The organism is Sphingomonas sp. GM_Shp_2 (assembly GCF_026540875.1).
Lineage (GTDB): Bacteria > Pseudomonadota > Alphaproteobacteria > Sphingomonadales > Sphingomonadaceae > Sphingomonas > Sphingomonas carotinifaciens.
Genome location: NZ_JALNUQ010000032.1, coordinates 20,856 through 45,417, shown reverse-complemented (window position 1 = coordinate 45,417; position 24,562 = coordinate 20,856). Strand labels below are relative to the sequence as shown.

At 65.2% G+C, this 24,562-nt stretch carries 21 protein-coding genes; 11 read left to right on the top strand and 10 right to left on the bottom strand.

Annotated elements, in window-relative coordinates; translation table 11 throughout:
* Positions 1 to 207 (bottom strand): SDR family oxidoreductase (locus tag OXR08_RS11925; protein ID WP_267350108.1); only part of this gene is annotated, 207 nt, incomplete at its 3' end.
* A 176-nt stretch (positions 208 to 383) separates the two neighbouring features.
* Entirely contained in the window at positions 384 to 2,084 is a 1,701-nt protein-coding gene (gene mqo, locus OXR08_RS11920) for a malate dehydrogenase (quinone) (protein WP_267350106.1), read from the bottom strand.
* Positions 2,085 to 2,395: 311 nt separating this feature from the next.
* Here mqo and OXR08_RS11915 point away from each other — a divergent pair, with 311 nt between their 5' ends.
* The 4 genes from OXR08_RS11915 to OXR08_RS11900 are packed head-to-tail and all read left to right on the top strand — an operon-like array spanning position 2,396 to position 5,929.
* Positions 2,396 to 4,090, top strand: coding sequence for an ATP-binding protein (locus OXR08_RS11915; RefSeq protein ID WP_267350104.1), 1,695 nt, complete (start codon positions 2,396 to 2,398; stop codon positions 4,088 to 4,090).
* The gene (locus OXR08_RS11910) at positions 4,087 to 5,382 is read left to right on the top strand and encodes a sigma-54 dependent transcriptional regulator (protein WP_267350102.1); all 1,296 of its coding nucleotides are present in this window, start codon (positions 4,087 to 4,089) and stop codon (positions 5,380 to 5,382) included. Before OXR08_RS11915 ends, OXR08_RS11910 begins: the two co-directional genes overlap by 4 nt.
* A 52-nt stretch (positions 5,383 to 5,434) precedes the next feature.
* On the top strand, positions 5,435 to 5,692 hold the full coding sequence (locus tag OXR08_RS11905) for a hypothetical protein (protein ID WP_267350100.1): 258 nt from the start codon (positions 5,435 to 5,437) through the stop codon (positions 5,690 to 5,692).
* A gap of 60 nt (positions 5,693 to 5,752) precedes the next feature.
* Positions 5,753 to 5,929, top strand: coding sequence for a hypothetical protein (locus tag OXR08_RS11900; RefSeq protein WP_267350098.1), 177 nt, complete (start codon positions 5,753 to 5,755; stop codon positions 5,927 to 5,929).
* Between the two features lie 141 nt (positions 5,930 to 6,070).
* On the opposite strand, the gene OXR08_RS11895 is transcribed toward OXR08_RS11900, so the two are convergent.
* The 8 genes from OXR08_RS11895 to OXR08_RS11860 form a co-directional block, all read right to left on the bottom strand.
* Entirely contained in the window at positions 6,071 to 6,766 is a 696-nt protein-coding gene (locus OXR08_RS11895) for an FCD domain-containing protein (RefSeq protein ID WP_267350081.1), read from the bottom strand.
* Positions 6,763 to 7,509 carry a helix-turn-helix transcriptional regulator gene (locus OXR08_RS11890; RefSeq protein ID WP_267350079.1) on the bottom strand — a complete coding sequence of 249 codons (747 nt, stop codon included), beginning with the start codon at positions 7,507 to 7,509 and terminating at the stop codon, positions 6,763 to 6,765. The genes OXR08_RS11895 and OXR08_RS11890 overlap by 4 nt, the downstream gene beginning before the upstream one ends.
* A gap of 41 nt (positions 7,510 to 7,550) precedes the next feature.
* Entirely contained in the window at positions 7,551 to 8,858 is a 1,308-nt protein-coding gene (locus OXR08_RS11885) for an MFS transporter (protein WP_267350077.1), read from the bottom strand.
* 17 nt (positions 8,859 to 8,875) lie between these two features.
* Entirely contained in the window at positions 8,876 to 10,276 is a 1,401-nt protein-coding gene (locus tag OXR08_RS11880) for an FAD-linked oxidase C-terminal domain-containing protein (protein WP_267350076.1), read from the bottom strand.
* A gap of 1 nt (position 10,277) precedes the next feature.
* A complete protein-coding gene (locus OXR08_RS11875) occupies positions 10,278 to 12,461 on the bottom strand; it encodes a TonB-dependent receptor (protein ID WP_267350075.1) in 2,184 nt (727 codons plus the stop codon).
* Positions 12,462 to 12,575: 114 nt separating this feature from the next.
* On the bottom strand, positions 12,576 to 13,337 hold the full coding sequence (locus tag OXR08_RS11870) for a glucose 1-dehydrogenase (RefSeq protein WP_267350073.1): 762 nt from the start codon (positions 13,335 to 13,337) through the stop codon (positions 12,576 to 12,578).
* A gap of 11 nt (positions 13,338 to 13,348) precedes the next feature.
* Positions 13,349 to 14,836 (bottom strand): carboxylesterase family protein, encoded by a 1,488-nt coding sequence (locus tag OXR08_RS11865; RefSeq protein WP_267350071.1) that lies wholly within the window; start codon positions 14,834 to 14,836, stop codon positions 13,349 to 13,351.
* A gap of 200 nt (positions 14,837 to 15,036) precedes the next feature.
* Positions 15,037 to 15,810: an SDR family oxidoreductase gene (locus OXR08_RS11860; protein ID WP_267350069.1), complete on the bottom strand. Its 774-nt coding sequence runs from the start codon at positions 15,808 to 15,810 to the stop codon at positions 15,037 to 15,039.
* Between the two features lie 645 nt (positions 15,811 to 16,455).
* Between OXR08_RS11860 and OXR08_RS11855 the strand changes: the two genes are divergently transcribed.
* From OXR08_RS11855 to OXR08_RS11825, 7 genes are all read left to right on the top strand, one after another.
* The gene (locus OXR08_RS11855; RefSeq protein WP_267350067.1) at positions 16,456 to 18,402 is read left to right on the top strand and encodes a BCCT family transporter; all 1,947 of its coding nucleotides are present in this window, start codon (positions 16,456 to 16,458) and stop codon (positions 18,400 to 18,402) included.
* 307 nt (positions 18,403 to 18,709) lie between these two features.
* Positions 18,710 to 21,520 (top strand): monovalent cation/H+ antiporter subunit A, encoded by a 2,811-nt coding sequence (locus OXR08_RS11850; protein ID WP_267350065.1) that lies wholly within the window; start codon positions 18,710 to 18,712, stop codon positions 21,518 to 21,520.
* Positions 21,517 to 21,870: a Na+/H+ antiporter subunit C gene (locus OXR08_RS11845; RefSeq protein ID WP_267350063.1), complete on the top strand. Its 354-nt coding sequence runs from the start codon at positions 21,517 to 21,519 to the stop codon at positions 21,868 to 21,870. The genes OXR08_RS11850 and OXR08_RS11845 overlap by 4 nt, the downstream gene beginning before the upstream one ends.
* A complete protein-coding gene (locus OXR08_RS11840; RefSeq protein WP_267350062.1) occupies positions 21,867 to 23,390 on the top strand; it encodes a monovalent cation/H+ antiporter subunit D in 1,524 nt (507 codons plus the stop codon). The genes OXR08_RS11845 and OXR08_RS11840 overlap by 4 nt, the downstream gene beginning before the upstream one ends.
* Positions 23,387 to 23,875: a Na+/H+ antiporter subunit E gene (locus OXR08_RS11835; protein ID WP_267350060.1), complete on the top strand. Its 489-nt coding sequence runs from the start codon at positions 23,387 to 23,389 to the stop codon at positions 23,873 to 23,875. The genes OXR08_RS11840 and OXR08_RS11835 overlap by 4 nt, the downstream gene beginning before the upstream one ends.
* Positions 23,872 to 24,141 carry a K+/H+ antiporter subunit F gene (locus OXR08_RS11830; protein ID WP_267350058.1) on the top strand — a complete coding sequence of 90 codons (270 nt, stop codon included), beginning with the start codon at positions 23,872 to 23,874 and terminating at the stop codon, positions 24,139 to 24,141. The genes OXR08_RS11835 and OXR08_RS11830 overlap by 4 nt, the downstream gene beginning before the upstream one ends.
* Entirely contained in the window at positions 24,138 to 24,530 is a 393-nt protein-coding gene (locus tag OXR08_RS11825; protein ID WP_267350056.1) for a Na+/H+ antiporter subunit G, read from the top strand. The genes OXR08_RS11830 and OXR08_RS11825 overlap by 4 nt, the downstream gene beginning before the upstream one ends.
* Positions 24,531 to 24,562: the final 32 nt, after the last annotated feature.

The following is a 24,562-nucleotide window of genomic DNA, read 5'->3' as shown; positions in this document are numbered from 1 at the left end:
CGCAGCCGATGCCGTCTCCGCCGGATCGCCAAGCCGGCCCAGGGGCGTCAGCGCACCCAAAGCCTCCATGTCCGATGCGCCCACTACCTCCGCTGCCAGATCGGTCCGCGTCGGACCCGGCGACAGCACGTTTACCCGGATGCCCGTTCCCGCCTGGCCATGAGCCTGCCGAACGTCGCGGACGGCGTGATGGGAAACACAAGTCATCTCAATCACGAAAATGGTATCGATCGATCGGCGTAACTCGGCCGTCCGGACCGGCCATGTCTGTTACCTCTGTGCGTCGACCATGTTCTTCGGCTGCAGCGGTACCTGCGGCAGATGGGGGCCGCAGGCGACCACCTCATGACACCGACGCTCGTGACGCGACGGGCGGCATCCGCTTATAGTGCCAGATCCGGATGGCGATCCACGCGCACCCGGGTCGCTGCCGGGCGGGGTCGCGTGGCAACGTGCACCGCAGGCGGTGGCGTAGCAAGGCGCAGCGTTTCGTTCGTCGTCGCCCATTCCTTTTCCAGTAGGTCGGGGTGATCGTTGAGCGCGATGCCGTAAGACGGAACGATGCGGCGCAACGTATCTTGCCAAACAGGTGTTGCCAGCCGCTTTGGGAAGACCGTCTTGAGCAGCCCCAGCATGATCGACGGCGCGGTGGACGCGCCCGGCGAGGCGCCAAGCAGCGCGGCGATCGACCCGTCGCTGGACGCCACCACTTCCGTACCGAGTTTCAGGACCCCACCCTTCTTCGGATCGCGTTTGATTATCTGCACGCGCTGGCCCGCCTGCCAAAGGCGCCAATCCTCCGCGCGCGCGCCTGGCAGATATTCCCGCAGCGCCGCCAGTCGATCCTCGTCCGACATCATCAACTGCCCTGCCAGATATTCGATCAGGTCGAAATTGTCCCAGCCGACCGCTACCATCGGTCGGAAATTGTCCAGCGTGACCGAGCCTGGCAGATCGAGATAGGATCCATGCTTCAGGAACTTCGTGGAAAAAGTCGCGAAAGGACCGAACAGCAGCGCGCGCCGCTTGTCGAAATAGCGGGTGTCCAAGTGGGGCACGGACATCGGTGGCGATCCCACCGCCGCCTTGCCATAGACCTTGGCCAGATGGCGGTTCGCCAGTTCGGGCTTTTCGCTCACCAGAAACGATCCGCCCACCGGGAAGCCGGCATAGTTGTCGGCCTCCGGAATGCCGGATTCCTGCAGGATCGACAATGCTCCGCCGCCCGCACCGGCAAAGACGAAGCGGGCATTGATGACGCGCGAACCGCCGCCGTTCACCGCACGCGCGGTGACCCGCCACGTCTTGTCCGGATTGCGCTCCAGCTTGCGTACTTCGTAGCCGGTGGTCAACGTGACCCCCGGCTGCCTCTTCAGCGACGCGATATATTGCCGCGTCACCTCACCCCAATCGCAATCCGTGCCCAGGGGCGAGCGCGTCGCAGCAAGCGGCTCGCCGCCTTTGCGTCCTTCCATCATCAGCGGGACCCAGGTAGCGATCTTGCGGGGGTCGGTGGTGAAGTCCATGCCGGAGAAGAGGGGGCTGGCGCCGAGCGCGTCGTAGCGTTTGCGGAGATAGGCGACGTTGTCGCGGCCCCAGACGAGGTTCATGTGCGGCGTCGAGTTGATGAAGGCGCGCGGGTCGCGTAGCACGCCGGCGCGCACCTGGTGGCTGAGGAACTGTCGCGTAACCTGCCACTGCTCGTTGATTTCGATGGCCTTTGCGATCTCGACGCGCCCGTCCGCGGCGTTGACCGGGGTGTAGTTCAATTCGCACAATGCGGAATGCCCGGTGCCGGCATTGTTCCAGCCATCCGAACTCTCGCCGGCGACCTGATCCAGTCGCTCGACCAGTTCCATCTTCCAGTTAGGTTCGAGCTGGTGCAGCAATACACCAAGTGTCGCGCTCATGATGCCGCCACCGATCAGAAGCACGTCGACATGATCCTCCGTCACGTCCTGCGCACGTGCCATGGCGGGCAACAACGATGCTCCGCCTGCTGCCGCAGCCGTGCCGATCAGTCCACGACGGGTGACGCCGCCGGCAATGGGCCGGGCGGATGAGGTATTGCAATCTGTCGGCATCGGTCGGGTCCTCGCAGCCTGGATGGCGCGGCGGGCCCCGGAGGCACTGTGTCACCTCGATAGAAGCGGCCCGACGCGCGCGATGATGAGCTGTCATCCATGTGGTGGAAGCGCAGGCGCGGGCCGCACAACAAAATGCCGGGGCGCATTTTCGACGGTTTTCCGCCATTTTGGCGGTTCATCCTGTCAGCCAAGCTGATCGCCATGGGCCAGTTTCGACATAGGTCCTTGCTGCAAAGTGCAGGAACTTGCACATGATGGTGCCGGTCGTTACCGCCTGGTGCGTGACTCGACCCGCATCGCTTCGCAACGTGGTCTGGCTTTTGGCTGCACTGGTGCTCGCCTTCCTGGGTGCGATGCTGGCGGCACAGTTCGCCGAGCGGCGGACACTGGCGGCGCAGCGGGCAGAAGTGGTGCAGGACGCGCACCTTCGCGCGGCATTGCTGAACAGCGAAATCGCACGTTTCCGACTGCTGCCGCTGGCACTGGCCGATGATCGCGACGTGCATGCCGCGCTGGCAAATACCCCCGGCGCCCGACTGGGGCTCAACCGCAAGCTGGAGCGGCTGGCCCGCATCGCCGGCACCCCGACGATCTACGTCATCGCACCCGACGGCCAGTCGGTTGCCGCAAGCAACTGGCGGACGCGCGCGCCGTTCGTCGGCATCGATTACCGGTTTCGCCCATATTTTCGGGAGGCCCGGCTACGCGGCGAAGGCGCGCAATATGCGCTGGGTTCGGTCAGCCGCCGGCCCGGCCTGTATCTCAGCCGGCGTATTGCCAGGGGTGGCGTGATCGTCATCAAGCTGGAGTTCGACCGGGTGGAGCGCGCGTGGGCGCGTGATCGGGGCATAAGCTTCGTTCATGATGCGCGCGGGATCGTGCTGGTCACCAGTCGGGCCGACTGGCGGTTCGCGGCCATCCGTCGCCTGGACCCCGCCGTGGCGAGACAGGCCAGCCGCGACATCGGTGCGCCTGGTGCCGGCCGCTACCTGCTCCCCGTATCGGCGATGGGCGATGGCACCGTGAAGCTGAACGGCACCGGGCAGCGCTTCGTGACCCATGGCCTGCACGTCCAGCGCGCCGGATGGACGTTGACGCAGATGCGGCGGATCGACCGGGTCATCGCCTCTGCCCGGCTTGCCGCGTCGCTGGCGACCGGCGCGATCATTCTGGCATTGGCGGCGATCGGCGGGGCGCTGGCCTTGCGGATCGGGTCGGCGCGTCGGCGGGAGGCCGATCTGGCGCAGGCCGTCGCCGAGCGGACCGCGGACCTGCGCCGCGAGGCGGAGGAGCGCATTCAGGCCGAGGCCCGCGCCGCCGAGCTTCGCGAAAGCCTGCAACAGGCGAACCGCCTTGCCTCGCTGGGTCAGATCACCGCCAGCGTCGCGCACGAAACCGCCCAGCCGATCACCGCGATCCGCACCTATGCGCAGACCAGTGGACTGTTGCTGGATCGCGGGCGGATGGAGGATGTGCGCAGCAACCTTGCCACGATCGCCCGCCTTGCCGACCGGATCGGGGTGATGACGCAGCATCTGCGCGGCTTCTCGCGCAAGCAGACGAAAAGCCTGCACCCCGTGCCGCTCGACGCGGTGATCGAGGGTGCGATGCTGATCCTGCAACCCCAGATGCGCGGCGTCGCGATCGATCGGCCGCCGGTGGTGTCCGCGAGGGTGATCGGCGACAAGGTTCGTCTGGAACAGGTGCTGGTCAACCTCGTCCAGAACGCGCTGCAGGCGATGATGGGCGAGCCGGCCGCGCGCATCGTGCTGTCCGTTGCACAGGACGACACCCATGTGTGTTTGTCGGTGCAGGACAACGGCCCCGGCTTCGCCCCCGAGGTGCTGGAGCGATTGTTCACGCCGTTCAACACGAACCGGGCGACGGGGTTGGGATTGGGATTGGTCATCGCGCAGGACATCATGACAGACCTTGGCGGTTGGCTGCGCCATCGGCCCTCCACCATTGGCGCGTGTTTCGAGATCGGGATGCGGCGCGCATGACCGAGGCTTTGCCCACGCCCCTTGTCGCGCTGATCGATGACGAGCCGGATCTGCGCGCCGCAGCCGAGCAGTTGCTGACGCTCCACGGGTTCGAGGTTCGCGCCTTTGCGGATGCCGCCAGCACGTTGCCCGAACTAACCGCCGGATTTGGCGGCGTCGTCGTGACCGATGTGCGCATGCCCGGCATGTCGGGCCTCGAACTTTTCGCGGCGGTCCGCGCACGCGATCCGGAACTGCCGGTGTTGCTGCTGACCGGGCATGGCGACATCGCCATGGCGGTGGAGGCGATCAGGAACGGCGCGTGGGAGTTCCTGTCCAAGCCCTTCGATCCCGAGGCATTGGTCGCCGCCGTCACCCGGGCGACGACGGCGCGCGCCCTGACGCTGGAGAACCGCCGCCTGCGCGCTTTTGCGGACGAGCAGCAGGGAGCAGCACTGATCGGCGACAGCCTGGCGATCCGGCGGCTGCGCGACATGATCCCGCTGCTGGCCAATGCACCACTCGACCTGGTGATCGAAGGCGAGGTCGGCACCGGGCGCGAGCATCTGGCACGGCTGATCCATCGTGCGGGAAAACGCTCCCGCCACCGGTTCCTGGTGATCGATTGCGCAACGGTGCCGGTCGCGCTGGTGGAGCGCGACCTGTTCGCCCGCAACGGCGCCATCGATCGCGCGCATCGCGGTACCCTGTTCCTCGACCATCTGGAGGCCGCGGGCCCGGAATTGCAGAACAGGCTGATCCGGTTCGCCGAGGCGCGCGCCTTGCCGCTGGACGGACCGGAGCCGCATGGCGTGGACGTGCGGATCGTCGCCGCCCTGGAGGAGGGGAAGCGCGACCAGATCCTGCCCGGCCTGTTTCATCTGCTCGCGGGTGTGCCGCTGCGCCTGCCGCCTCTTGCCGAGCGCAAGGAGGATATTCCGACCCTGTTCGCGCACTTTGCCGCGCGTGCCGCGGACCGCCATGGCTGCGCGCTGCCAGCGCTGGCCGACCATGCCCATCGACTTGCCCTGCGACCCTGGCCGGGCAACGTGCTGGAGCTGGAAAAGGCCGCCGAGCGCATCTGCCTCGGGCTGGATGACGGGGCACCGGTCGAGAGCGAACCCGCATCGCTGGGCGAACGGCTCGACGCGTTCGAGCGCGCCACGATCACCGACGCGGTGATCGCCGCCGACGGCGAGGTGGCAGCCGCGATCAAGGCGCTGCAATTGCCGCGCAAGACGTTCTATTACCGGGTGAAGCGTCTTGGCATCGACCTTGCGGCGGTTCGCCGCCAGAAGCGGGGCAAGGGGTAGAGGGCATTGGGCCGCGGGGCGATATGGCCGCTCGCCCGTCCCGTGCTTCGAAATGGCCGCCGGTGCGTTCATGCTCTGCAACAAGGAGAATGACGTGTCTGACGAGATCAATCCGGCAGAAGAACCCGCGACCTTCGCCGATCTGCCCATCCAGCCGACTGGTTCGGGCGTGCAGGATCTGGAAATCGCCTATGAACAGATGAAACTGTCTCAGGACGATGCGGCCGCGGCCGAAATCCCGGCCGGCAACGCCACCATCCCCACCGAGGACGACGACGATGCCGTCGTCAGCGCCGCGCATCCGAGCTGATCCGGCGTGAGCGAGGTTGTGATCAGTCCCAGCGGCCCCGGTGCGATCGAGGCCGGTCTCATGATCGATGAGACCGGCACACGCTTCGTCGTGCTGACCTTCAAGGAGCCGGACGCGGATCCCGTATTGGTGACCTTTACCGTGCCGATCTTCGAGACATTCGTCGCGCATCTCAATCGGACGGCGGAAGCTGCCGGCAACGAACACAACTGGCGGATGCCCGGATCGCCCGGCTGAGTTGCCTCGGTGCCCGGGATTACAGGATCATCACGGGGTCGGTTTGATGTGTTCCGCTCCAGCATCGGCCGAGCGTTGCGGAGCGGACGAAGCACATCGCGCTGGCCCGGACAGGGTCAGGGACCCGGCCGAGCCGTGCTGCTAAAGATCCTTGGCGATGGATTCGTCGAAATGCGCAACCATCAGCATTGAGGCTCTGTCGGTATCCTTGTCGGCGATGGCTTCTGCAATGTCCTTGTGCCGGCGAAGGACTTCGATGCGCGCAGTTTCCGTGGAGCGTGTTTCCCAAGCCAGCGGAACGGCCACTTTCATGAGCGGTTCGAAAGAGCGAACGATTTGAAGAAACAGCATATTGCCGCTCGCCCGCGCGATCGTCTGGTGGAAGATGATGTCGTTGCGGGTGACGTCGTCGATTTCGGTGGCGGTGCGCATGGCGGTGGCGGCGGCGAGGATGAGGTGTGCGTCGGCGTCGCTGCGGTGGCGTGCGGCGAGGTAGGCGGTGCGCAATTCGAGCGTGCGGCGGACATCCCAGACCTCCGCGACGGAAATCTGGGCGGTGGCGACCGCGTGATCGAGGGAGGTGCCCATCACCGATCCGTCGATCGCCCCGACGCGGGCACGGCGTCCGTTGCCGACGTCGATCAAGCGGAGCGCCGCCAGCGCACCGAACGCCTCGCGCATGACCGCGCGGCTGACACCGAGTTCGGCGGCAAACTGGCCTTCGCCGGGCAGCGTGTCGCCGACCTTCAGATCGCTTTCGCGAATGTGATCGCGGACGCGCCGGACCGCCAGATCGACGAGCGAGCCACCTTCCTCCAGTTGCGCAGCGTGCCTCACGCTGCCACCTCCAGCGCACGCAGCCGCGTCGGCGCGACGCCGTAGCGGCGTGAGAAGGCGCGGGTAAAGCTGGCATTGTTGCTGTAGCCGCAGCGATAGCCGATCGATGAAACCGGCAGGTCGGTGGCGAGCAACAGGCGATGCGCACCCTGTAACCGGCGGTCGGCGATCGCATCGGCGACGGTGGACCCGAAGGCCTGGCGGAAGCCGCGGGTCAGCTTGGCACGGTTGAGGCCGCAGGCGCGGGCAATGGTGTCGAGCGTCAGCTTCTCCTGCCAACGCTCGTCGACCAGCCGGCGGGCAGCGGCGAGACGGGCCGCGTCACGCTCGCAAAGCTCGCCTGCGGAATCGGCCGCGATCAGCGAGTTATCCGCGAATTCTTCGAATGTCGCACACAGCAGCTCGATGCTTTTGGCTAGGCGTAGCGTGGCGCGGGCGGGTTCGGGGAGGGGGCAGTCGCGCAGCGCGACGGCCAGGAGCGCCAGATCGGCAGGAAGGTGCCAGCAGCCGGGATCGGTCGGCACATGGCCGAAGATGCGGCGGCAGGCCTCTGCCGTGACGACCAGCACCACCGTTGCATCAACCGCGGCCTCCAGAGGGTCGCCGAAGCCGAGCGTCGGCGCCTCGCCAAGATCGAAGCGCAGGCAGATCGCAGCCGGTGGCAGATCGTCGCACGCGATTGGCCCCGTACCGACGAACGACAGCATTTCAGGTGACACGTCGATCCGCTGCTTCGGCGTCATCGATCCTCTCCTTTGACGATACAGTGAACCTTTCAGATAGGTTAGTCAATTGCAGTCAACGGGGCGCGGCGCATGGCGAGGAAGAAGCCGATGACGGAGAGCGCGCCAGTGGCGGTGCCGACGATCGCGAGCGCGGGGCCGAGACGGCTTTCGCCGCCGAGCAGGCTGCTGATCGCGGTGACGAGGGAGGGGGCGATGCCGAAGCCGATGAGCCCGGCAAAGGCGATAAAGGCGCCGATGCAGAGGCCGCGCAATTCGTTGGGGATGAGGACGGTGAGGGCGACGGAGGTGATGAGGCCGGTGATCGCGCCGCATAGCGACAGCGTGCCGAAGGCGATGGCGAACCAGGTGACGGTAGGGCCGATCGGGAACAGTGCGGCGGGAATGCCGATCGCGGCGGCGATGACGGCGCCGAGGAGAAGGCCACCACGAACCCGGCTCTTCTGTCCCCAGTCGGCGGCGAACCCGCCGAGCAACGTGCCGACAAGCCCGCTGCCGAACACCAGCGCCCCCATCCATCCGGCGAAATCGCCGGGTTGCAGGCCATAATGGCGCGACAGGACGGGCGCGGCCCAGACCAGCGCGGCATTGTCCGCCATCACCACCGCGACCTGCCCGACGAACAGCGGGGCAAGGAAGCTGCGCCGTACCCATAGCTGGGCAACGAGAGCGCGGAAGGGTGCATGGGTGGTTGCCGCGACCTCGTGGCGGGCAGGCTCACGAAGCAGGAGCAAGGGCAGGAGGGCAACGACGCCAGCGATGGCGAGGATGACATGGGTGCCGCGCCACGGCGCCAGTCCACCGACGATCGGCAGGGCACCGGCGGTAATCGCGCCGTAAAGCCAGCCGCCGACCCCGAAGGCGGCCCCCAGACCCGCCATCTTGCCCACGTTGACGAGCAGCATCGCGCGACCCCGCCGTTCCGGTACGCACAGATCGGCGGTGAGCGACAGCGCGGCGGTCAGCGCGCCGGTGGTGCCGGTGGCCGCCAGCAGCCGCGCGACGAACAGCATCGCCGGCCCCGTCGCAATCGCGGTCAGCGCGGTGCCGAGCGTCCAGAGCAACGCCAACCCGACCAGCAGACGCTTGCGGTTGAAACGGTCGACCAGCAAGCCGACCGGGATCGAGAAGACGACGAGTGCAAGCGCGGCACTGACGCCTTGGATGACACCCAATACCGCGTCGCTGAGCCCCAGTTCGACCTTGGCGCCTTCCTGCACGGTGCCGAACGACGCCATCATCGTGAAGCCGATCGCCATCGCCAGCGTCAGGGCGAGGAGCGACGGCAGGGTCCGCGGAGCGGCGATCGCGCCTGCCGGAGCGGGGTAGCCAAGTGCTGTATCGGTCATCGGCGTGGCTCCGGCGGTTACAGGCTGAAGATCTTGCCCGGGTTCATCAGGTTGTTCGGGTCGAGCGCGCGTTTCAGCACGCGCATCGTATCGACGGCGTCACCAAGCTCGGCGACAAGCCAGTCCTGCTTGCCGATGCCGATGCCGTGTTCGCCGGTGCAGGTGCCGTCCATCGCGATCGCCCGTTCGACCAGCCGGCGGTTGATGCGCTCGACCGCCTCGAACTCATCGGGCCGCTCGGGGTCGATCGAAAAGATGACGTGGAAATTTCCATCGCCGACATGGCCCAGGATCGTGGCGGGAACCGCACCGGCATCGATATCCGCGCGGGTCTGGAGGATGCATTCGGGAAGCCGGCTGATCGGCACGCACACGTCCGTGGTCCAGCCGACCGCACCGGGGCGGACGTTGACCGCGGCATAATAGGCTTCATGCCGTGCCTTCCAGAGCCGGGCGCGCTCCTCGGGCTGGTTCGACCAGGCGAACGCACCACCCCCATTGCCCTCGGCCAGCGCAGCCACCGTTTCGACCTGTTCGGCGACGCCGGCGGGGGAGCCATGAAATTCGAAGAACAGGGTCGTCACTTCGGGCAGATCGAGCCTCGACCAGCGATTGACCGCCGCGATCTGCTTGTCGTCCAGGATCTCGACGCGGGCGAGCGGCACGCCGCACTGGATGGACTGGACCACCGTATCGACCGCGCCCTGCAGGCTGTCGAACCCGCAAACGGCCGACATGATCTGTTCGGGGATGGGATGCAGGCGCAACGTCACCTCGGTAATGATGCCGAGCGTGCCCTCCGACCCGACGAACAGCCGCGTGAGGTCGTAGCCTGCCGCGGACTTGCGCGCGCGCGTGGCCGTGCGGATGACGTTGCCATCGGCGGTGACCACGGTCAGCGACAACACCGCCTCGCGCATCGTGCCGTAGCGGACGGCGTTGGTGCCGCTGGCGCGGGTCGACGCCATGCCGCCGATCGTCGCGTTGGCACCGGGATCGATCGGAAAGAACAGGCCGGTATCGCGCAGATGGGTGTTCAACTCCTCCCGGCGGCAACCGGCCTGGACGGTGCAGTCGAAATCTCCCGCATTGACGGCAAGGATCGCGTCCATGCGCGACAGGTTGATGCTGACGCCGCCATGGACGGGCAAGGCGTTCCCCTCGATCGAGGTGCCAGCGCCAAAGGGAACGATCGCGACGCCCGCCGCGACGCAGAGACGCACGCAATCGGCGACCTCCTCCGTCGAGGCGGCAAAGACGACCGCGTCGGGCAGGGCCTCGGCGAAATGGGCCTCGCTGGTGCCGTGCTGGCGGCGGATGCCCTCGCTGACGGTTAGGGCATCGCCGAAGCGTTGCCGCAGGCGGGCGACGAATGCCTCGTCGAGAGGCGGGCGGGCGGGGCGGGGTGCGTGGATCATGTCAGAACCGCACCGTGCCGCGGATGCCGATGCGGCGACGCGGAGTCTGAATGGCGAGCCCCGAGACGAGCGGCGCGGGCAGCCCGGCGCGGCGCAGCAGCGAGGGATCGAGATAGGTTTCGATATACTTCTCGTTGAACAGATTGGTCGCGAAAGCGCCGACCTCCAGCGGCCCGCCGGACCAGGTGAGCGATGCGTTGACGAGGTGATAGGCCTCCAGGATCGGGACCGAATTGGCGTCGAGCGAGCCGCCGGTACGGTCCCCCTTGGCGACGACGTTGGTGTCGAACACGATCGCCTGATCTCCATGAAAGGGTATGCGCAGATTGGTGCCGACGGCATAATTGGCGTCGGGCACGAACAGGATGCGGTTGCCGGGATAGGCGTAGCCGGTCAGCGCGCTGAACTGGCTGGAGTCGGTGACCCGCGCATGGAGCAGCGTGGCATTGGCATAGACGCGCCACAGCTTGTTGACGTTGAAGCTCAGCTCCGCCTCTGCGCCGTAACTCTCGACGTCGCCCGAATTGAGGTTGATCGCGACGAAGCCGACCGGCTGGCCGGTGGCGGGGTTGAGGATGGTGGAGGGCGCGAGCGCATTGGCGCCGATGAAATTCTTGTAGTCGTTATAGAAGGCGGCGACGTTGGCGGTCAGGCGGCCATCAAGCGCGCTGGCTTTCGAGCCGATCTCATAGGTCCAGACGCTGTCGCCCTGATAGGTGAGGTTGGGGGCGCCGGGGCCGTTCTGACCGCCGCCACGAACGCCGCGCGCGACCGAGGCATAGGTCATGAAGTCCGGCGTCCAGCGCTTGGTCAGCGTGGCGCGCGGCTGCCACTCATTCGCCTCATAGGCGGCGGCCAGACCGGCGGTGGAGGCGTCGAGCTTCTGATGGTCGAAGCGGATGCCGACCGCCAGATCGAGCCCATCGCCGAAATCCAGGAAGCCGGTGGCGAAGCCGGCGATGTTCTCGTTTTCCGAGGTCGCGGTGCCGGGCGCGGTCAGGTTCGCGGGGACGACCGTGGTCGTCGTCGTCGCATCCGTCGTCGAGCGGGCATAGAAGGCGCCGACCAGCGTGGAGAAATTGTCGCTCCATTTGGTATCGAAGCGAACCTCGCCGGTGCGGGTCTTCAGCGTGCGATCGGAGGTGGAGCGGAAGAAGTCGATCGGGCTATAATCGGCATCGCCGGCGCTGCGGGTATCCGACTGGTTATAGGCGCCGATCGCGGTGATGGTGGTGTTGATGCTGTCGACATCGAACTCGCCCTTCAGGTTGAGGGCATAGTAATCGATGGTGGCAAGGCTGCGCTGGTTGCTGCGGCCGTCCAGGGTATAGTCGCGCGGACCCCGCACGTTGAAATAGGGGGTCGAGCCGCCGAACACGCGGTCATAGCCACCGTTCAGCGTGAAGCGCGCCCAGTCCGCCGGCACGAAACGCAGCGTGCCGTTGACGCTCTTGGTTTCCAGCGGGTTCTGGTCACCCCCGGCGAGCAGATTGCGCTGGAACCCGTCCTCCTTGTGATAGGCGGCACCGATCCGGAACTGGAGCACGTCGGCGACGATCGGCCCGGAGATGCTGCCCGACAGGGAGGCGTAATTGTCGCCGCTGGCGAGCGCGCCGTCGATGCGACCCTGCCATTCGTTGGAGGGTTGCCGCGTCACCACGTTGATCGCACCGCCCAGCGTGTTGTTGCCGAACAGCGTGCCCTGCGGCCCGCGCAGCACCTCCACCCGCGCGACATCGACCAGCGGCGAGTTGAGATAGGTGGTGTTGGGCTGGTAGATACCGTCGATGAAGATGCCGACGCCCGGCTGCACGGTATCGATCAGCGTGGTGCCGATGCCGCGGATCGAGACAAAGGCGCGTCCGACCGAATCCGAGTTGATGTTGAGGCCGGGCGTATAGGCGGCGACGTCGCGGACGACGACGAGCTGCTGCTGCTTGATCGCGTCGCCCGAAATGGCGGTGACCGCGATCGGCACGTCCTGCAACCGTTCCTCGCGGCGGCGGGCGGTGACGACGATGTCGGACGCGGCCGGGTTGGTCTGTGCGCCGGTATCCGCCTGCGGATCGGCGGGCGTGCCCTGGTTCGTGGTCTGCGCGCCCTGCACGGGCAAGGCCTGTGCCGCCGCGAAGGCGGGGGATACGAGCGTGATGGCGGTGGTCAGGACGAGCAGCGAACGACGCATGAGGTTCCTCTCCGATGTCGGCGGATCGTGTCGTCCACCTGTCGGATAGGTATGCGGGCGTTTTAACCTATCGGAAAGGTCGCCCGACTTTGCCGATCGGCTCTTGTGCTTGACCTACCAGCACGAATAGCCGCCATCGGCGAGCACGATGCTGCCGGTCATCAGGCTGGCGGCGTCTGACGCCAGAAAGGCAACGATTGCCGCGACTTCCTCCGGTTCGCCGAGTCGCGCCTGCGGCGTGCCGTCGATCCAGCGGCGGTACATCTCGCTTCCCCGGTCGGCAAAGGCATTGAGCGGAGTGGCGATATAGGTCGGCGCCACCGCGTTGACGCGGACCCCGCGGTCCGCCCACTCCGCCGCCAGGCTTTTCGTCAGCTGATGCACCGCAGCCTTGGACGCATTGTAATAGCTTTGCGGCTGCGGGCGATTGACGATGAAGCCCGACATCGAGCCGATGTTGACGATCGATCCGCTGCCCCTTGCCAGCATGTGGCGACCAAAGGCCCGCGCGCACCAGAAGGTGCCGTTCAGATTGACGTCCAGAACATGTCGCCACTGCTCGTCGGCAACCTCCTCGGCAGGCGTGTCGCTCCGCGCGATGCCGGCATTGTTGACGAGGATGTCGGCACCGCCCATCCGGTCGGCGATCGCGGTAACGGCGGCGGCGTCAGCGACGTCGAGAAGGATACCCTCCACCGCGTGGCCCTTGGCGCGAAGGGCGTCCAGGCCGCGGGCGAGCAGATCGGGGTCCCGGTCGGCGATGGTCACGACGGCCCCGAACTCGGCGAGTGCGTCGGCACAGGCCCAGCCGATGCCTTGTGCGCCGCCGGTGACGAACGCGGTGCGGCCGTCGAGGCGTAGACGATTGGCGTACATGGCTGGTCCTGTCAGGGGAGAAAGGCGGCGGCGGGCATCGGCGCCTCGTAGGCGGCTTCACCGGCGGCCATGCGATAGACCTGGCGGGTTTCGCGGTCGAACGCCGCCCAGGGCAACGAGCCATCGGTCGCAAAGTCGATCCACAGGCGGTGCATGCGGGTGGCGAGTTCCTGCGGCGGGTTTTCGCCGAGCAGTCCTTGCGGTCCGCTGGCGGCGGCAAGCGTGTCGAAGACGAACGGGTTTTCGACAGCATGCGCCGCGCCGAGTTCGCCGGCAAAGGCGGGTGAGCGCCATTCCAGCTCGTAGACATGGGTGCGGCCCCGATGCTCCTCGGCGAAGCGGCGGGCGGGCCAACGGAAGACGAGGTCGCTCATCGCATCGGTCAGCGCGCGGCCGCCACGCTTGCGGCCGGCGCCATATGCCTTGAGAACGGACCAGGCGCGCGGCTGCGACTTGCGCAGCACGACCCAGGCGAGCAGCCGACCGATCCTGTCGCGGACGCCGCTGGGCACGAGGTAGAGGTTCATCTCCTCGGCATTGGTGCCGATCAGGACATCCACCTCCTTGCCCGCGCCGGCCCCGAGCGCATCGAGGGGCGGAAGCGGCAGGAGATCATCGCCGTGTACGGGAACGAACCGGCTGATGCCGAACACCGGCTCACGCCCGTCGGGGCCGCGCAGGTCGATCCGCGCCGTCGGCAGCGACACCTTTTCCACCGCGTCGAGCATCGCTTCCGCCTCGACCGAGGCGAACCCGTCCTGGGTCGGCGCGATCCCGAGCAGCTTGGCGAGCGTGTCGACCAGGCGGCGCGCGACGGCGGTTTCGCGGGTCATGGCGCCATGCCCGCTCTGGATGATCGCGCGTCGGAACAGGCCGGACGCGAGCGGCGAGGTGACGAGGTCGGCGATCGCCATGGCACCCGCCGATTCGCCGAAGATGGTAACGTTGGCCGGATCGCCGCCAAAGGCTGCGATCTCATCGCGTACCCAGCCAAGGGCAGCAATGATGTCGCGAAGCCCGAGATTTGTCGGAACGCCGGGGATCGGCAGGAAGCCGTCGACGCCGAGCCGGTAGTTGATCGAAACGCAGACGACGCCATCGCGTGCGAAGGTGGCCCCGTCCTGCACCGCGGCATCCTTGCTGCCGATCACGAACCCACCGCCGTGCACGAAGACCATGACCGGCCATGGTCGATCGCCACCCGCGGGTGTCCATATGTCGAGCGTCAGATAATCGTCACCGGCTGTCCACCCGGTGCCGACGAGCGGTTCGATATCGAGCCCGGGCACCGCACGGAGACGTTGCGGCGCGGTAGCACCGGACAGAGGCAGATCGCGGACACCGTCCCAGGCGTCCACCGGAGCAGGGGCAGCGAAGCGGCGCGGGCCGACCGGCGCGGCGGCATAAGGCAGGTTCGCAAAGTGCAGGATGCCGTCGCAGCACCGGCCCCGCACCGTGCCCGATGCGGTGCGAACGACTATCTGGCTCGTGTCAGTCATGCTCCCAACATACGGATTTTGGCCGGGCAGCCTAAACCCGACACTTTGCCCATCCGCATAAAGGCCGTGCACAGTGGATCACAACCGCACCGCGCTGCCGTTGAAGCAGATGTTCAAGATATCTGCTGAGGTCTGCCTAGACCGGCGCCATACACCGCGATCGTCAAAAAACGCAGCCAATGGGTCCGGGCCTGTTCCGGTCAGTCTCCCACCGCCTGACGCTGCTTTGCCGCGCGCTCCGTCAAGGTTTTCAAGGTTTCGTCAAACCGGCCCTCGCGCTCGGCTTGTCGCAGGAACTGCACTTCGTCGACCAGAATGTCTGGCGGCGTCGGTTGTTGGGCGAATTGCGCGGCGACCGCGTCGGCGAAGGCGTCGAGCGGCATGTAACCCGGACGGTTCGCCTGCCCCGGCGTAAGGTCGGTCTGTACGCCCGGAGGCGCCAGCTCGATCACTTCGATTTCGCCCGCAAGCTGCGTCCGCAACGAGACCGTGTAGGAGTGGATGGCCGCCTTTGTCGCCGAATAGGTCGGAGCCGCCACAAGCGGCACATAGGCGAGGCCGGACGTGACGGTCACGATCGCGGCATCGGGTTGACCCTTCAGATAGTCGACCAGTGCGTTCGTGAGTCGGATTGTGCCCAGAACGTTGATCGCCAGCGTCGCCTCGGCATCCGTGAGATCGCGGCGGGTGGTCAGGTCTTCGAACTTCATGATGCCCGCGTTGTTGAACAGCACGTTCAGCGATGGAAAGTCCGCCACGACTTGCTTGGCGAAAGCGTCAATACTTGCTGCGTCCTCGAGGTCGAGGGTGATGGTGTGGATGCGGTCCCGCCCCGCAGCGGCGCGCTGGAGCGCCTCTTCGCGGCGACCGGCGATGATCACCGTATCGCCGCGATCGTGGAACCGGTGGGCTAGTGCTTCGCCGATCCCGCTGCCGCCGCCGGTCATCAGGATTGTGTTGCCACTGGTCTTCATGGTCGTTGCTCCGCATCGTGGCGAGGGTGTCGGTTCAGAATGCCCGGCGACGCGGTTCGTTCATCGGCACTTCGGTCGGCCCTGCGACAGCCGTGCATGAATGAGCGGTTTTCGAAAGGCTTGAGGCCGTGAAGGGCCGCTTCCGAGATGCAAGAGGGCGTTCCCGACCTCCATGTCAAACCGTACCCCGCCGTGTCATGTGGAGGAGCGGCGGGCAAGCTCCACAGGTTTCAACGGTACTCTCACCACAGGAGGCGTCAGGCGAGAAGCCGCGGGTGAATGACCTGACGACGGTGTGGCGTTCGTTATCGCCGCTGGCGGCAATCCATCACCGTCTTGCAACATCCATCCAAAACCGCGCTGTGGGTTGGGAGCAGCCGTACACTGGTGAGCTTGTGATAATCTTGACTGAGTGAGGTGGACAGCATTCTATAAGGCATCCAGCGTTCCGGGGATCTAAAAAACCCTGTGATGCCAGTAACATCTGCCCCTCCGGCGGGGAAGTCAGATGAGCCATCGCTTGCAGTCACGATTTGACCTGCGCGCATGTTGTTGACCGGCCATGCTGCTGCTTTTCAGCGGCAAAGGCACAAAACAGCGTCGCTCCCTCTGACAAATGGCGCCTATTGGTGCTAAGCCAGTGATATGATGAAGAGCGAGATCAACCCCCGCGTGTTCTGGGGCGCATCGGCGATCATTGCCCTGTTGCTGGCAACGACGCTTGCCATGCCCGGTACTGCCGATGCCGCATTCAAGGCGGCGCAGAGTTGGGCGATCGATACGTTCGGCTGGTTCTATATCTCGTCGGTTGCTGTGTTTCTGGTTGTGGTGCTGGCGCTGGGCTTCGGCCCGGCGGGCAAGCTGAAGCTCGGTCCCGACGATGCCGAGCCGGACTTCCCCTATCTGTCGTGGCTGGCCATGCTGTTTGCGGCAGGCATGGGCATCGGGCTGATGTATTTCGCGGTGGCTGAACCTATCCAGCATTATATCTCGCCGCCGGAAGCGCCGAGCGGCACTATCCTGGCCGCCCGTGAGGCGATGGCCATCACCTTTCATCATTACGGCGTCCATGCGTGGGCGATCTACGCGCTGGTCGGCATGAGCCTGGCCTATTTCACCTATCGCAAGGATATGCCGCTGACGCTGCGCTCCGGCCTGTCACCAATCCTCGGCAAGCGCATCAACGGCCCCCTGGGCGATGCCATCGACATCTTTGCGGTATGCGGCACCGTGTTCGGCGTATCCACATCGCTGGGCTTCGGCGTGTCGCAGATGACGGCGGGCTTGGCCTATGAATATGGCCTGCCCGATACGACGACGGTGAAGATCGGGGTGATCGTTCTGGTCATGGGCGCGGCGACGCTGTCGGTACTGAGCGGCGCAGACCGCGGCATTCGCCGTTTGTCCGAACTGAACCTGGTATTTGCCGTTCTGCTGATGCTGTTCGTGATGGCGGTCGGCCCGACCCTGTTCCTGCTGCGCGCGCTCGTGCAGAATTTCGGCCTGTATCTAGATCATTTCGTGATGCGGACCTTTACCCTCTATGCCTACGAGCCGCGGGCGTGGATGGCGGACTGGACGCTATTCTATTGGGCGTGGTGGATCGCGTGGTCGCCGTTCGTGGGCATGTTCATCGCGCGCATCTCTCGCGGCCGTACCATCCGTGAATTTGTGATCGGTGTGCTGTTCGTGCCGACCGCGTTCACCTTTTTGTGGATGACGGTGTTTGGCAACACCGCGATCTCGCTCGACCTTGGCTGGGCAGCCGGTGGCATCGCCAATGCGGTACAGGCGAACCTGTCTACTGCCTTGTTCAAGTTCCTGGAATATCTGCCCGCCGCCAGCGTGACCTCGACGCTGGCGATCGTATTGGTCGCCTTCTTCTTCGTGACGTCTGCCGATTCCGGAGCGCTGGTGATCGACACCTTGGCATCAGGCGGCGTGGAGGACACGCCTCGGTGGCAGCGTGTATATTGGTGCGTGTTGCTGGGGGTTACGGCGACCTTGCTGCTGGTGGCAGGCGGCCTTGGTGCATTGCAGTCGGCAACCTTGCTCGCTGCATTGCCCTTTTGTTTCATCATGCTGCTGCTGGCCGTCGGTCTTGTTCGTCAGACCAACGCCGATCTGGCAGGCGTGACTCTCCCGGGTGACATGAAGTCGGTCGGGGAGCGGATCAAGCGGCTGCTCATCCCGGCGCGTCGTGCCGATATTCTCCAGCAGCTTGTCGGCACCGGCGAACCGGCCCTGCAATCCGTTCGGGATGCGATGGAGAAGGAAGGCTGGCCGGCAAGCACGTTGGAAAGCGCCGAAGGCTCGGTCGAACTTACCATTACCGCGTCGGATGGCAGGCCCTTCGTCTATCGCCTGTCGCCACGATCGCGTCCTCTGGCCGCCTACACCGCGTTGGAGGCACCCGAGAGCCGCCGCAGCCTTGCATGGATGCTCGCAGCGCAGACCAACGGCGAAACTGGTTTTCGCGATCTGACCGGCTTCACTGCCGGGCAGATCGCTCATGATGTCCTGACGCAACTGGAACGGTGGCGTCATGCCGAAACCGCAATCGCGCGGAAGGCGTCGGTGCCGGATCGCTGAACGGCAGGCGCGGGGTTGTGAACGCGCCACCTATCAGGCAATACCCTGCGTGGGTGTTCGCAAATAGGTGATGCGGGCAGGTTCTAACGTTGGTCGGGCCGCCAACGGCGAACCCTTTTGCCTGGAGCAGCGGCTTGCCCGTGCCGACCTTCTTGTCCGCCGTTATTTGCGCCGTCTTCACAAGAACGGCCCCGCGCTCTGAGCCGCGTCCCGCTTCCTTGAATTCGAAAAGATCACGGGCGGCCGCCAATGGCCTTGCCCGCCGCTATCGAGGCGTGATCCGGCAAGTTGCATAAGGGAGCTGCGGATGGTGTTGCTGACCCTTATTGTCCTGCCGTTTGCCACGGTCATCCTGTTGATGCTGGCCCGGCACGCGTCGCGTCGCGCGCACATGCTGATCGCCGCAATTGGCAGTGCGGGCGGACTGGCCGTGTTGCTGTCGCAGGTAAGTGCTGTACTTTCCGGCCAAATCCTGACGGTGACGATCGCGTGGCTACCGGCCCTCGGCCTCAACTTCAGCCTGTGGCTCGACCCGCTGGCGCTACTGTTCGCCGGACTGATCCTCGCTATCGGACTGCTCGTCATCATCTACGCGCAAGGGTATCTGGCCAAGGGCGAGCCGACGGCGCGGTTCCTGTCGTTCCTGATGCTGTTCCAAGGGGCGATGGTCGGCATCGCCCTGTCCAGCAACGTGCTGCTGATGCTGGTATTCTGGGAATTGACCAGCTTGGCGTCCTTCCTGCTCATTGGCTTCTGGCGTGACCGGGCAGATGCGCGGCAGGGCGCTCGCATGGCGCTGACGATCACAGGCGGGGGTGGTCTCGCGCTGATCGCAGGCATGATACTGCTCGGGAAGGCTGCGGGCAGCTATGACTTGGCGACGATCCTGTCGCGGGTCGAATTGGTGCAGGCCTCGCCCTTCTACCCGGCGATCCTGATCCTGATCCTGGTGGGTGCCTTCACCAAGTCGGCGCAGTTTCCGTTCCACTTCTGGCTGCCGCATGCAATGGCCGCACCGACCCCGGTCAGCGCCTATCTCCATTCCGCGACAATGGTGAAGGCGGGCGTGTTCCTGCTTGCCAGGCTCTGGCCCGTGCTGGCGGGAAGCGAACTGTGGTTCGCCATCGTTGCGCCGGTCGGGCTGGTGACCATGCTCTTTGGCGCAGGCGTGGCGTTGTTCCGCTTCGACCTGAAAGCCATTCTTGCCTACTCGACGATCAGTCAATTGGGGCTGATGGTCATGCTGCTCGGCTTCGGCACGGGCGCGGCCGTGACGGCGGCGGTCTTTCACATCTTGAACCATGCCGCTTTCAAGGCGGCGCTGTTCATGCATGCGGGCATCATCGACCACGAAACCGGCACGCGTGACATTCGGCGCCTCAGCGGTCTGGCCGCAGTGATGCCGCTTACCGCGACGCTCGGGGTGCTGGCTGCTGCTGCAATGGCGGGGTTGCCGCCGCTCGGCGGGTTCATCTCCAAGGAGATGATGCTGGAGGAAAGCGTCCACACGACGTTGGCAGGGCAGGGGCTGTTGGTGCCCGTGCTGGCAGCGATTGGCGCGATGCTGTCAGCGGCGTACTCGCTGCGCTACGGCATAGCGCTGCATTTCGGCAAGCGATACGCTGGCAAGGCCGCCGCGCCCCATGATCCGGGAGCGATCCTGCTCGGGCCGCCTGCCATTCTCGGTGCGCTGGCTCTGGCACTCGGGCTATTGCCGATGATGTTGGCGGGCCCTTTGGTGGCCGCTGCAAGTGCGGCGGTGACGCGGGCAGCGAAACCGGAATTACATCTGGCGCTCTGGCATGGCATCAATCCTGCCTTGGCGATGAGCCTTGGCGCGGTGGCAATCGCGCTCGTGGTGCTTTCGCGTTATTCAGCCTTTGCCAGGGCGGTCGCTATCCTGCCGTCACTCGACGCCAAACGCCTGTTCGATAGGATTATGGCGGCATCGGTGGAACGGCTTCGTCATCTATCGAGCATCATCCACGTCGCGTCGCTGCAACGCTATCTATTGGTGCTGTTCGTTGTCGCGGTGGCGCTATGCGTCGATGCCGCATGGCGTTTCGATGTATTGGCGGGAACGCGTCCGAGCACATCCGCGTCTCCGGCGGCGATCGTCGCTTGGGCGGCGCTGATCATGGCGACGGTGGCGGTGTTGGTGACCGATCGGCAGCGTTATCTCGCACTGATATTCATCAGCGTCATCGGCCTGATCATGGCCCTGGCCTTCATCCACCTGTCCGCCCCCGACCTTGCCCTGACGCAAATCGCTGTCGAGGTGGTGACGATCCTGCTGATGCTGCTGGCACTGCATCTGCTTCCCGGCAATCCGCCGCGCCTCTCCAGCGTATCTCGTCGGGTTCGTGACGGCATGATCGCGGCGGTCGGCGGGATCGGCACCGGCTGGCTCGCCTGGGCGATCATGACGCGAGCAGCGCGCGAGGGGGTTTCGCGTTTCCATTGGGAAAACAGCTATTCGGGTGGCGGGGGTACCAACGTCGTCAACGTCACGCTGGTCGACTTCCGCGCCTTCGATACCATGGGCGAAATCACGGTTCTCGGCATCGCCGGGCTTGCGATCTTTGCGCTGCTCGAACCAGCTGCGCATGGCACTGCCGGTCGACGGTTGCGTGAATGGCGTTCCCGGGACCGCTTCTCGCCGGAGCGGCACCCGATGATGTTCGTGATGGCGACACGGTTGCTGCTACCACTCGCGCTGTTGGTTGGACTGTACATCTTCCTGCGCGGACATAATCAGCCGGGCGGTGGCTTTATCGCGGCTTTGGTCTTCTCCATCGCAATCTTGCTGCAATATCTGGCTTCCGGTTTCGATTGGACCGATGCGCGGCGACGGATCGGAGAACATCAGCTCATCGGATTGGGCGTGCTGATCGCGGTGGCGACGGGCCTTGGTTCGCTGCTGTTCGGAGCACCGTTCCTGACGAGCAGCTTCGGCCATTTTCATCTGCCGCTGATTGGCGAGTTTGAGCTCGCCACGGCGACGCTGTTCGATCTTGGCGTCGTCTGTGTCGTGGTCGGCGCGGTAACGATGGCGCTGGCGCAACTCGCCCATGTCGCGCAGCGGGCCGCCAAGCACGATGGGAATGATGCCGCATGAGCCTTGAATTCCTCGTGGCTTCCGCCATCGCCGTGCTGGTTGCGGGTGGCATCTATCTGGCCTTGCGTGGCCGAACCTTTCAGGTGGTGCTGGGGCTGACGCTGCTGTCCTATGCGGTCAATCTGTTTCTGTTTGCGATCGGGCGGCTCATCGTTGATCGGCCACCGCTCTATGCCAAGGACGTGGTTGAGCATGCCGATCCACTTCCCCAGGCGCTCGTCCTGACCGCGATCGTGATCACCTTTGGCATGACCGCCCTGACCGTGATCCTGTCCTTGCGCAGCTTCCTCGAAAGCGGGTCGGACCAGGTCGATGGTATGATCAAGACAGACGGGGAGGGCGCATCGTGATCCTTCTCGACCATCTGTCGATCACACCGATCGTCATCCCGGCGGTGATCGCGCCCGTTACGATGTTGCTCATGCGCCGGCATAAGACGGCCGCGGTGGCCGTGTCGCTTGCGGGTTGCGCCGCTATGCTGGTCGCGGCAATCGCCGCGTTTGCGATAGCGCAGGATGATGTTATCCGTAGCTATATGCTCGGCGGCTGGCCGGCGCCGTTCGGAATCGTCCTGATACTCGACCGTCTTGCCGCGATGATGCTGGTGCTGGTGGCGGTGCTGGCAATGAGCGTCTTGGTCCACGCGATCATCACCGGCGCCGACCAGCGGGGCTGGCATCTCCATCCGCTGTTCCATTTCCAACTGATGGGACTGAACGGCGCATTCCTGACCGGCGACCTGTTCAATCTTTTCGTGTTCTTCGAGGTGCTGCTGATCGCCTCCTATGGCCTGATGCTGCACGGACAGGGCGCACTGCGTCTCAAGGCCGGGGTTGCGTATGTCGTCGTCAATATCGTCGGGTCCGCGCTGTTCCTGATCGCGCTGGGTCTGCTCTATGGTCTCACCTCGACGCTCAACATGGCGGATTTGGCCGTCAAGGTCGCACTGCTCGGGCCAGCGGATCAGGGGCTGCTCCGCATTGCCGGGCTACTGCTCATGACGGTGTTCGGCCTGAAGGCGGCGGTGGTGCCGATCCATCTCTGGTTGCCGCGCACCTATGCCGCCACGATGCCGGTGGTGGCCGCCCTGTTTGCGATCATGACCAAGGTCGGCGTCTACGCAATGATCCGCACCGTGCCGTTGATCTTCGGCGCACAGGCGGGTGCCGCGTCCTGGGTGCCTGCACCCTATCTGCTGCCCGCCGCCATCCTTGGGGCTGTTATCGGCTTTGTCGGGATACTGGCAGCACGCGGGATGCGCGAACAGGCGGCGTTTGCGGTACTGGCGTCCACGGGCACGCTGCTTATGCCCGTATCCTTATGGCAAGAGGTGACGCTGGCGGCCGCGCTCTACTATATGGTACAGGCGACGCTGGCGGGAGCGGCCTTGTTCCTCGTCGCCGATGTAACGATGCGGCGTCGCGGCCAATATGCCGACGCGATCGTGCCGAGCCCGCACTTTGCCGGGCAGGATATGGCTGGGCTACTGTACCTCGTCGCGGCGATCGCGGCCGTGGGGCTGCCGCCACTGGCAGGGTTTGTTGGCAAGTTGCTGATCCTTGACGCGAGTTTTGCCATTCCAGGGTGGCAGGCGATCTGGGCGACGATCCTCGCAACCACGCTCGTCGGTGTCATCGGTTTTTCGCGCAGCGGCTCGACCCTGTTCTGGAAAGCCGCACCGGAGTACGCCGACGCCATCGCAGCTTCCCGCCGGGCAAACGCCGAGTTCGTCGCGCCGATCATGCTGCTTGCGATGTTGGTGTTGCTCACCATAGCGGCGGGGTGGGTGACGACACAGACACGCGCCACCGCCGTGCAGGTCATGGCTCCTGATCGTTATGTTACGGCCATATTGGGAGCGACGCTATGAAGCGCCTGTTGCCCCATCCAGCGCTCTCGGCGATGCTGCTGGCCGTTTGGCTGGTGATGGTTAACAGCATTACGGTCGGGGGCGTGGTACTGGGCGGGATCTTCGCGCTGATCCTGCCCAAATTCACACAGCCTTTCTGGCCGGACCGGCCCCGGGTGCGTTTCGGCAGCGCCCTTGCGGGCTATCTGGCCATCGTAGGGCTCGACATCATTCTCGCGAATTTCCAGGTTGCGTGGGTGATCCTGTTTCGGCGCAACCGCGATTTGCATGCACGCTGGTTGATCGTGCCGATCGACCTGGCCGCGCCGGAGGCGATCACCATGCTGGCTGGCACGATCAGCCTGACGCCCGGCACCGTATCCTCGGACGTTTCGGCCGATGGGCGTTTCCTGCTGGTCCACGCGCTCGATGTCGCCGACGAGGCGGCGGAGGTCGCACGGATAAAGGCACGCTACGAAGCACGTCTGCAACGGATTTTCGCATGATCGACATCGCGCTCCGTATGGCGGCTGGCTGCATCGCGCTTGCCTTGCTGCTGAACATGTGGCGGCTGCTCCGTGGACCTGCACTGGGCGACCGGATCGTCGCACTCGACACGATGGTCGTCAACGCGATCGCGTTGATCGTCCTGATCGGTATGAACGGCAACAACGACACCTATTTCGAAGCCGCTCTGTTGCTGGCGATGGTCGGATTTGTCGGCACCATCGCCTATTGCAAATTCATCCTGCGCGGGGACATCGTCGAATGAGCATCATCGCCGACATCGCCATCGTCGTGCTGTTGCTTCTGGGCGCCGGCTTCGCACTTATCGGAAGTTGGGGCCTGGTCCGCCTGCCATCGACCATGGAGCGGCTGCATGGGCCGACCAAGGCAACGACGCTCGGCCTTGGTGCGCTTCTCCTTGCCTCGGTCATCTATTTCCAGGCGCGGCTGGGCATCTGGACCGCGCATGAACTTCTGATTTCGCTGTTTCTTTTCATCACCGCGCCAATTTCGGCCAACATGATCGCCAAGGTACACCTGCACCGGCTTCGCACCGGTCGTGAAACCGACGGTATCGCTGGCCCACCGCCTCGCCCGAGCGAAGAAGGCGATTGGGCGACCTTCGAGGCGCCGAGGCAGGGTACACCTGCATGAACCGCCAAGAACTGACCCGGCGTTGTGGAGAT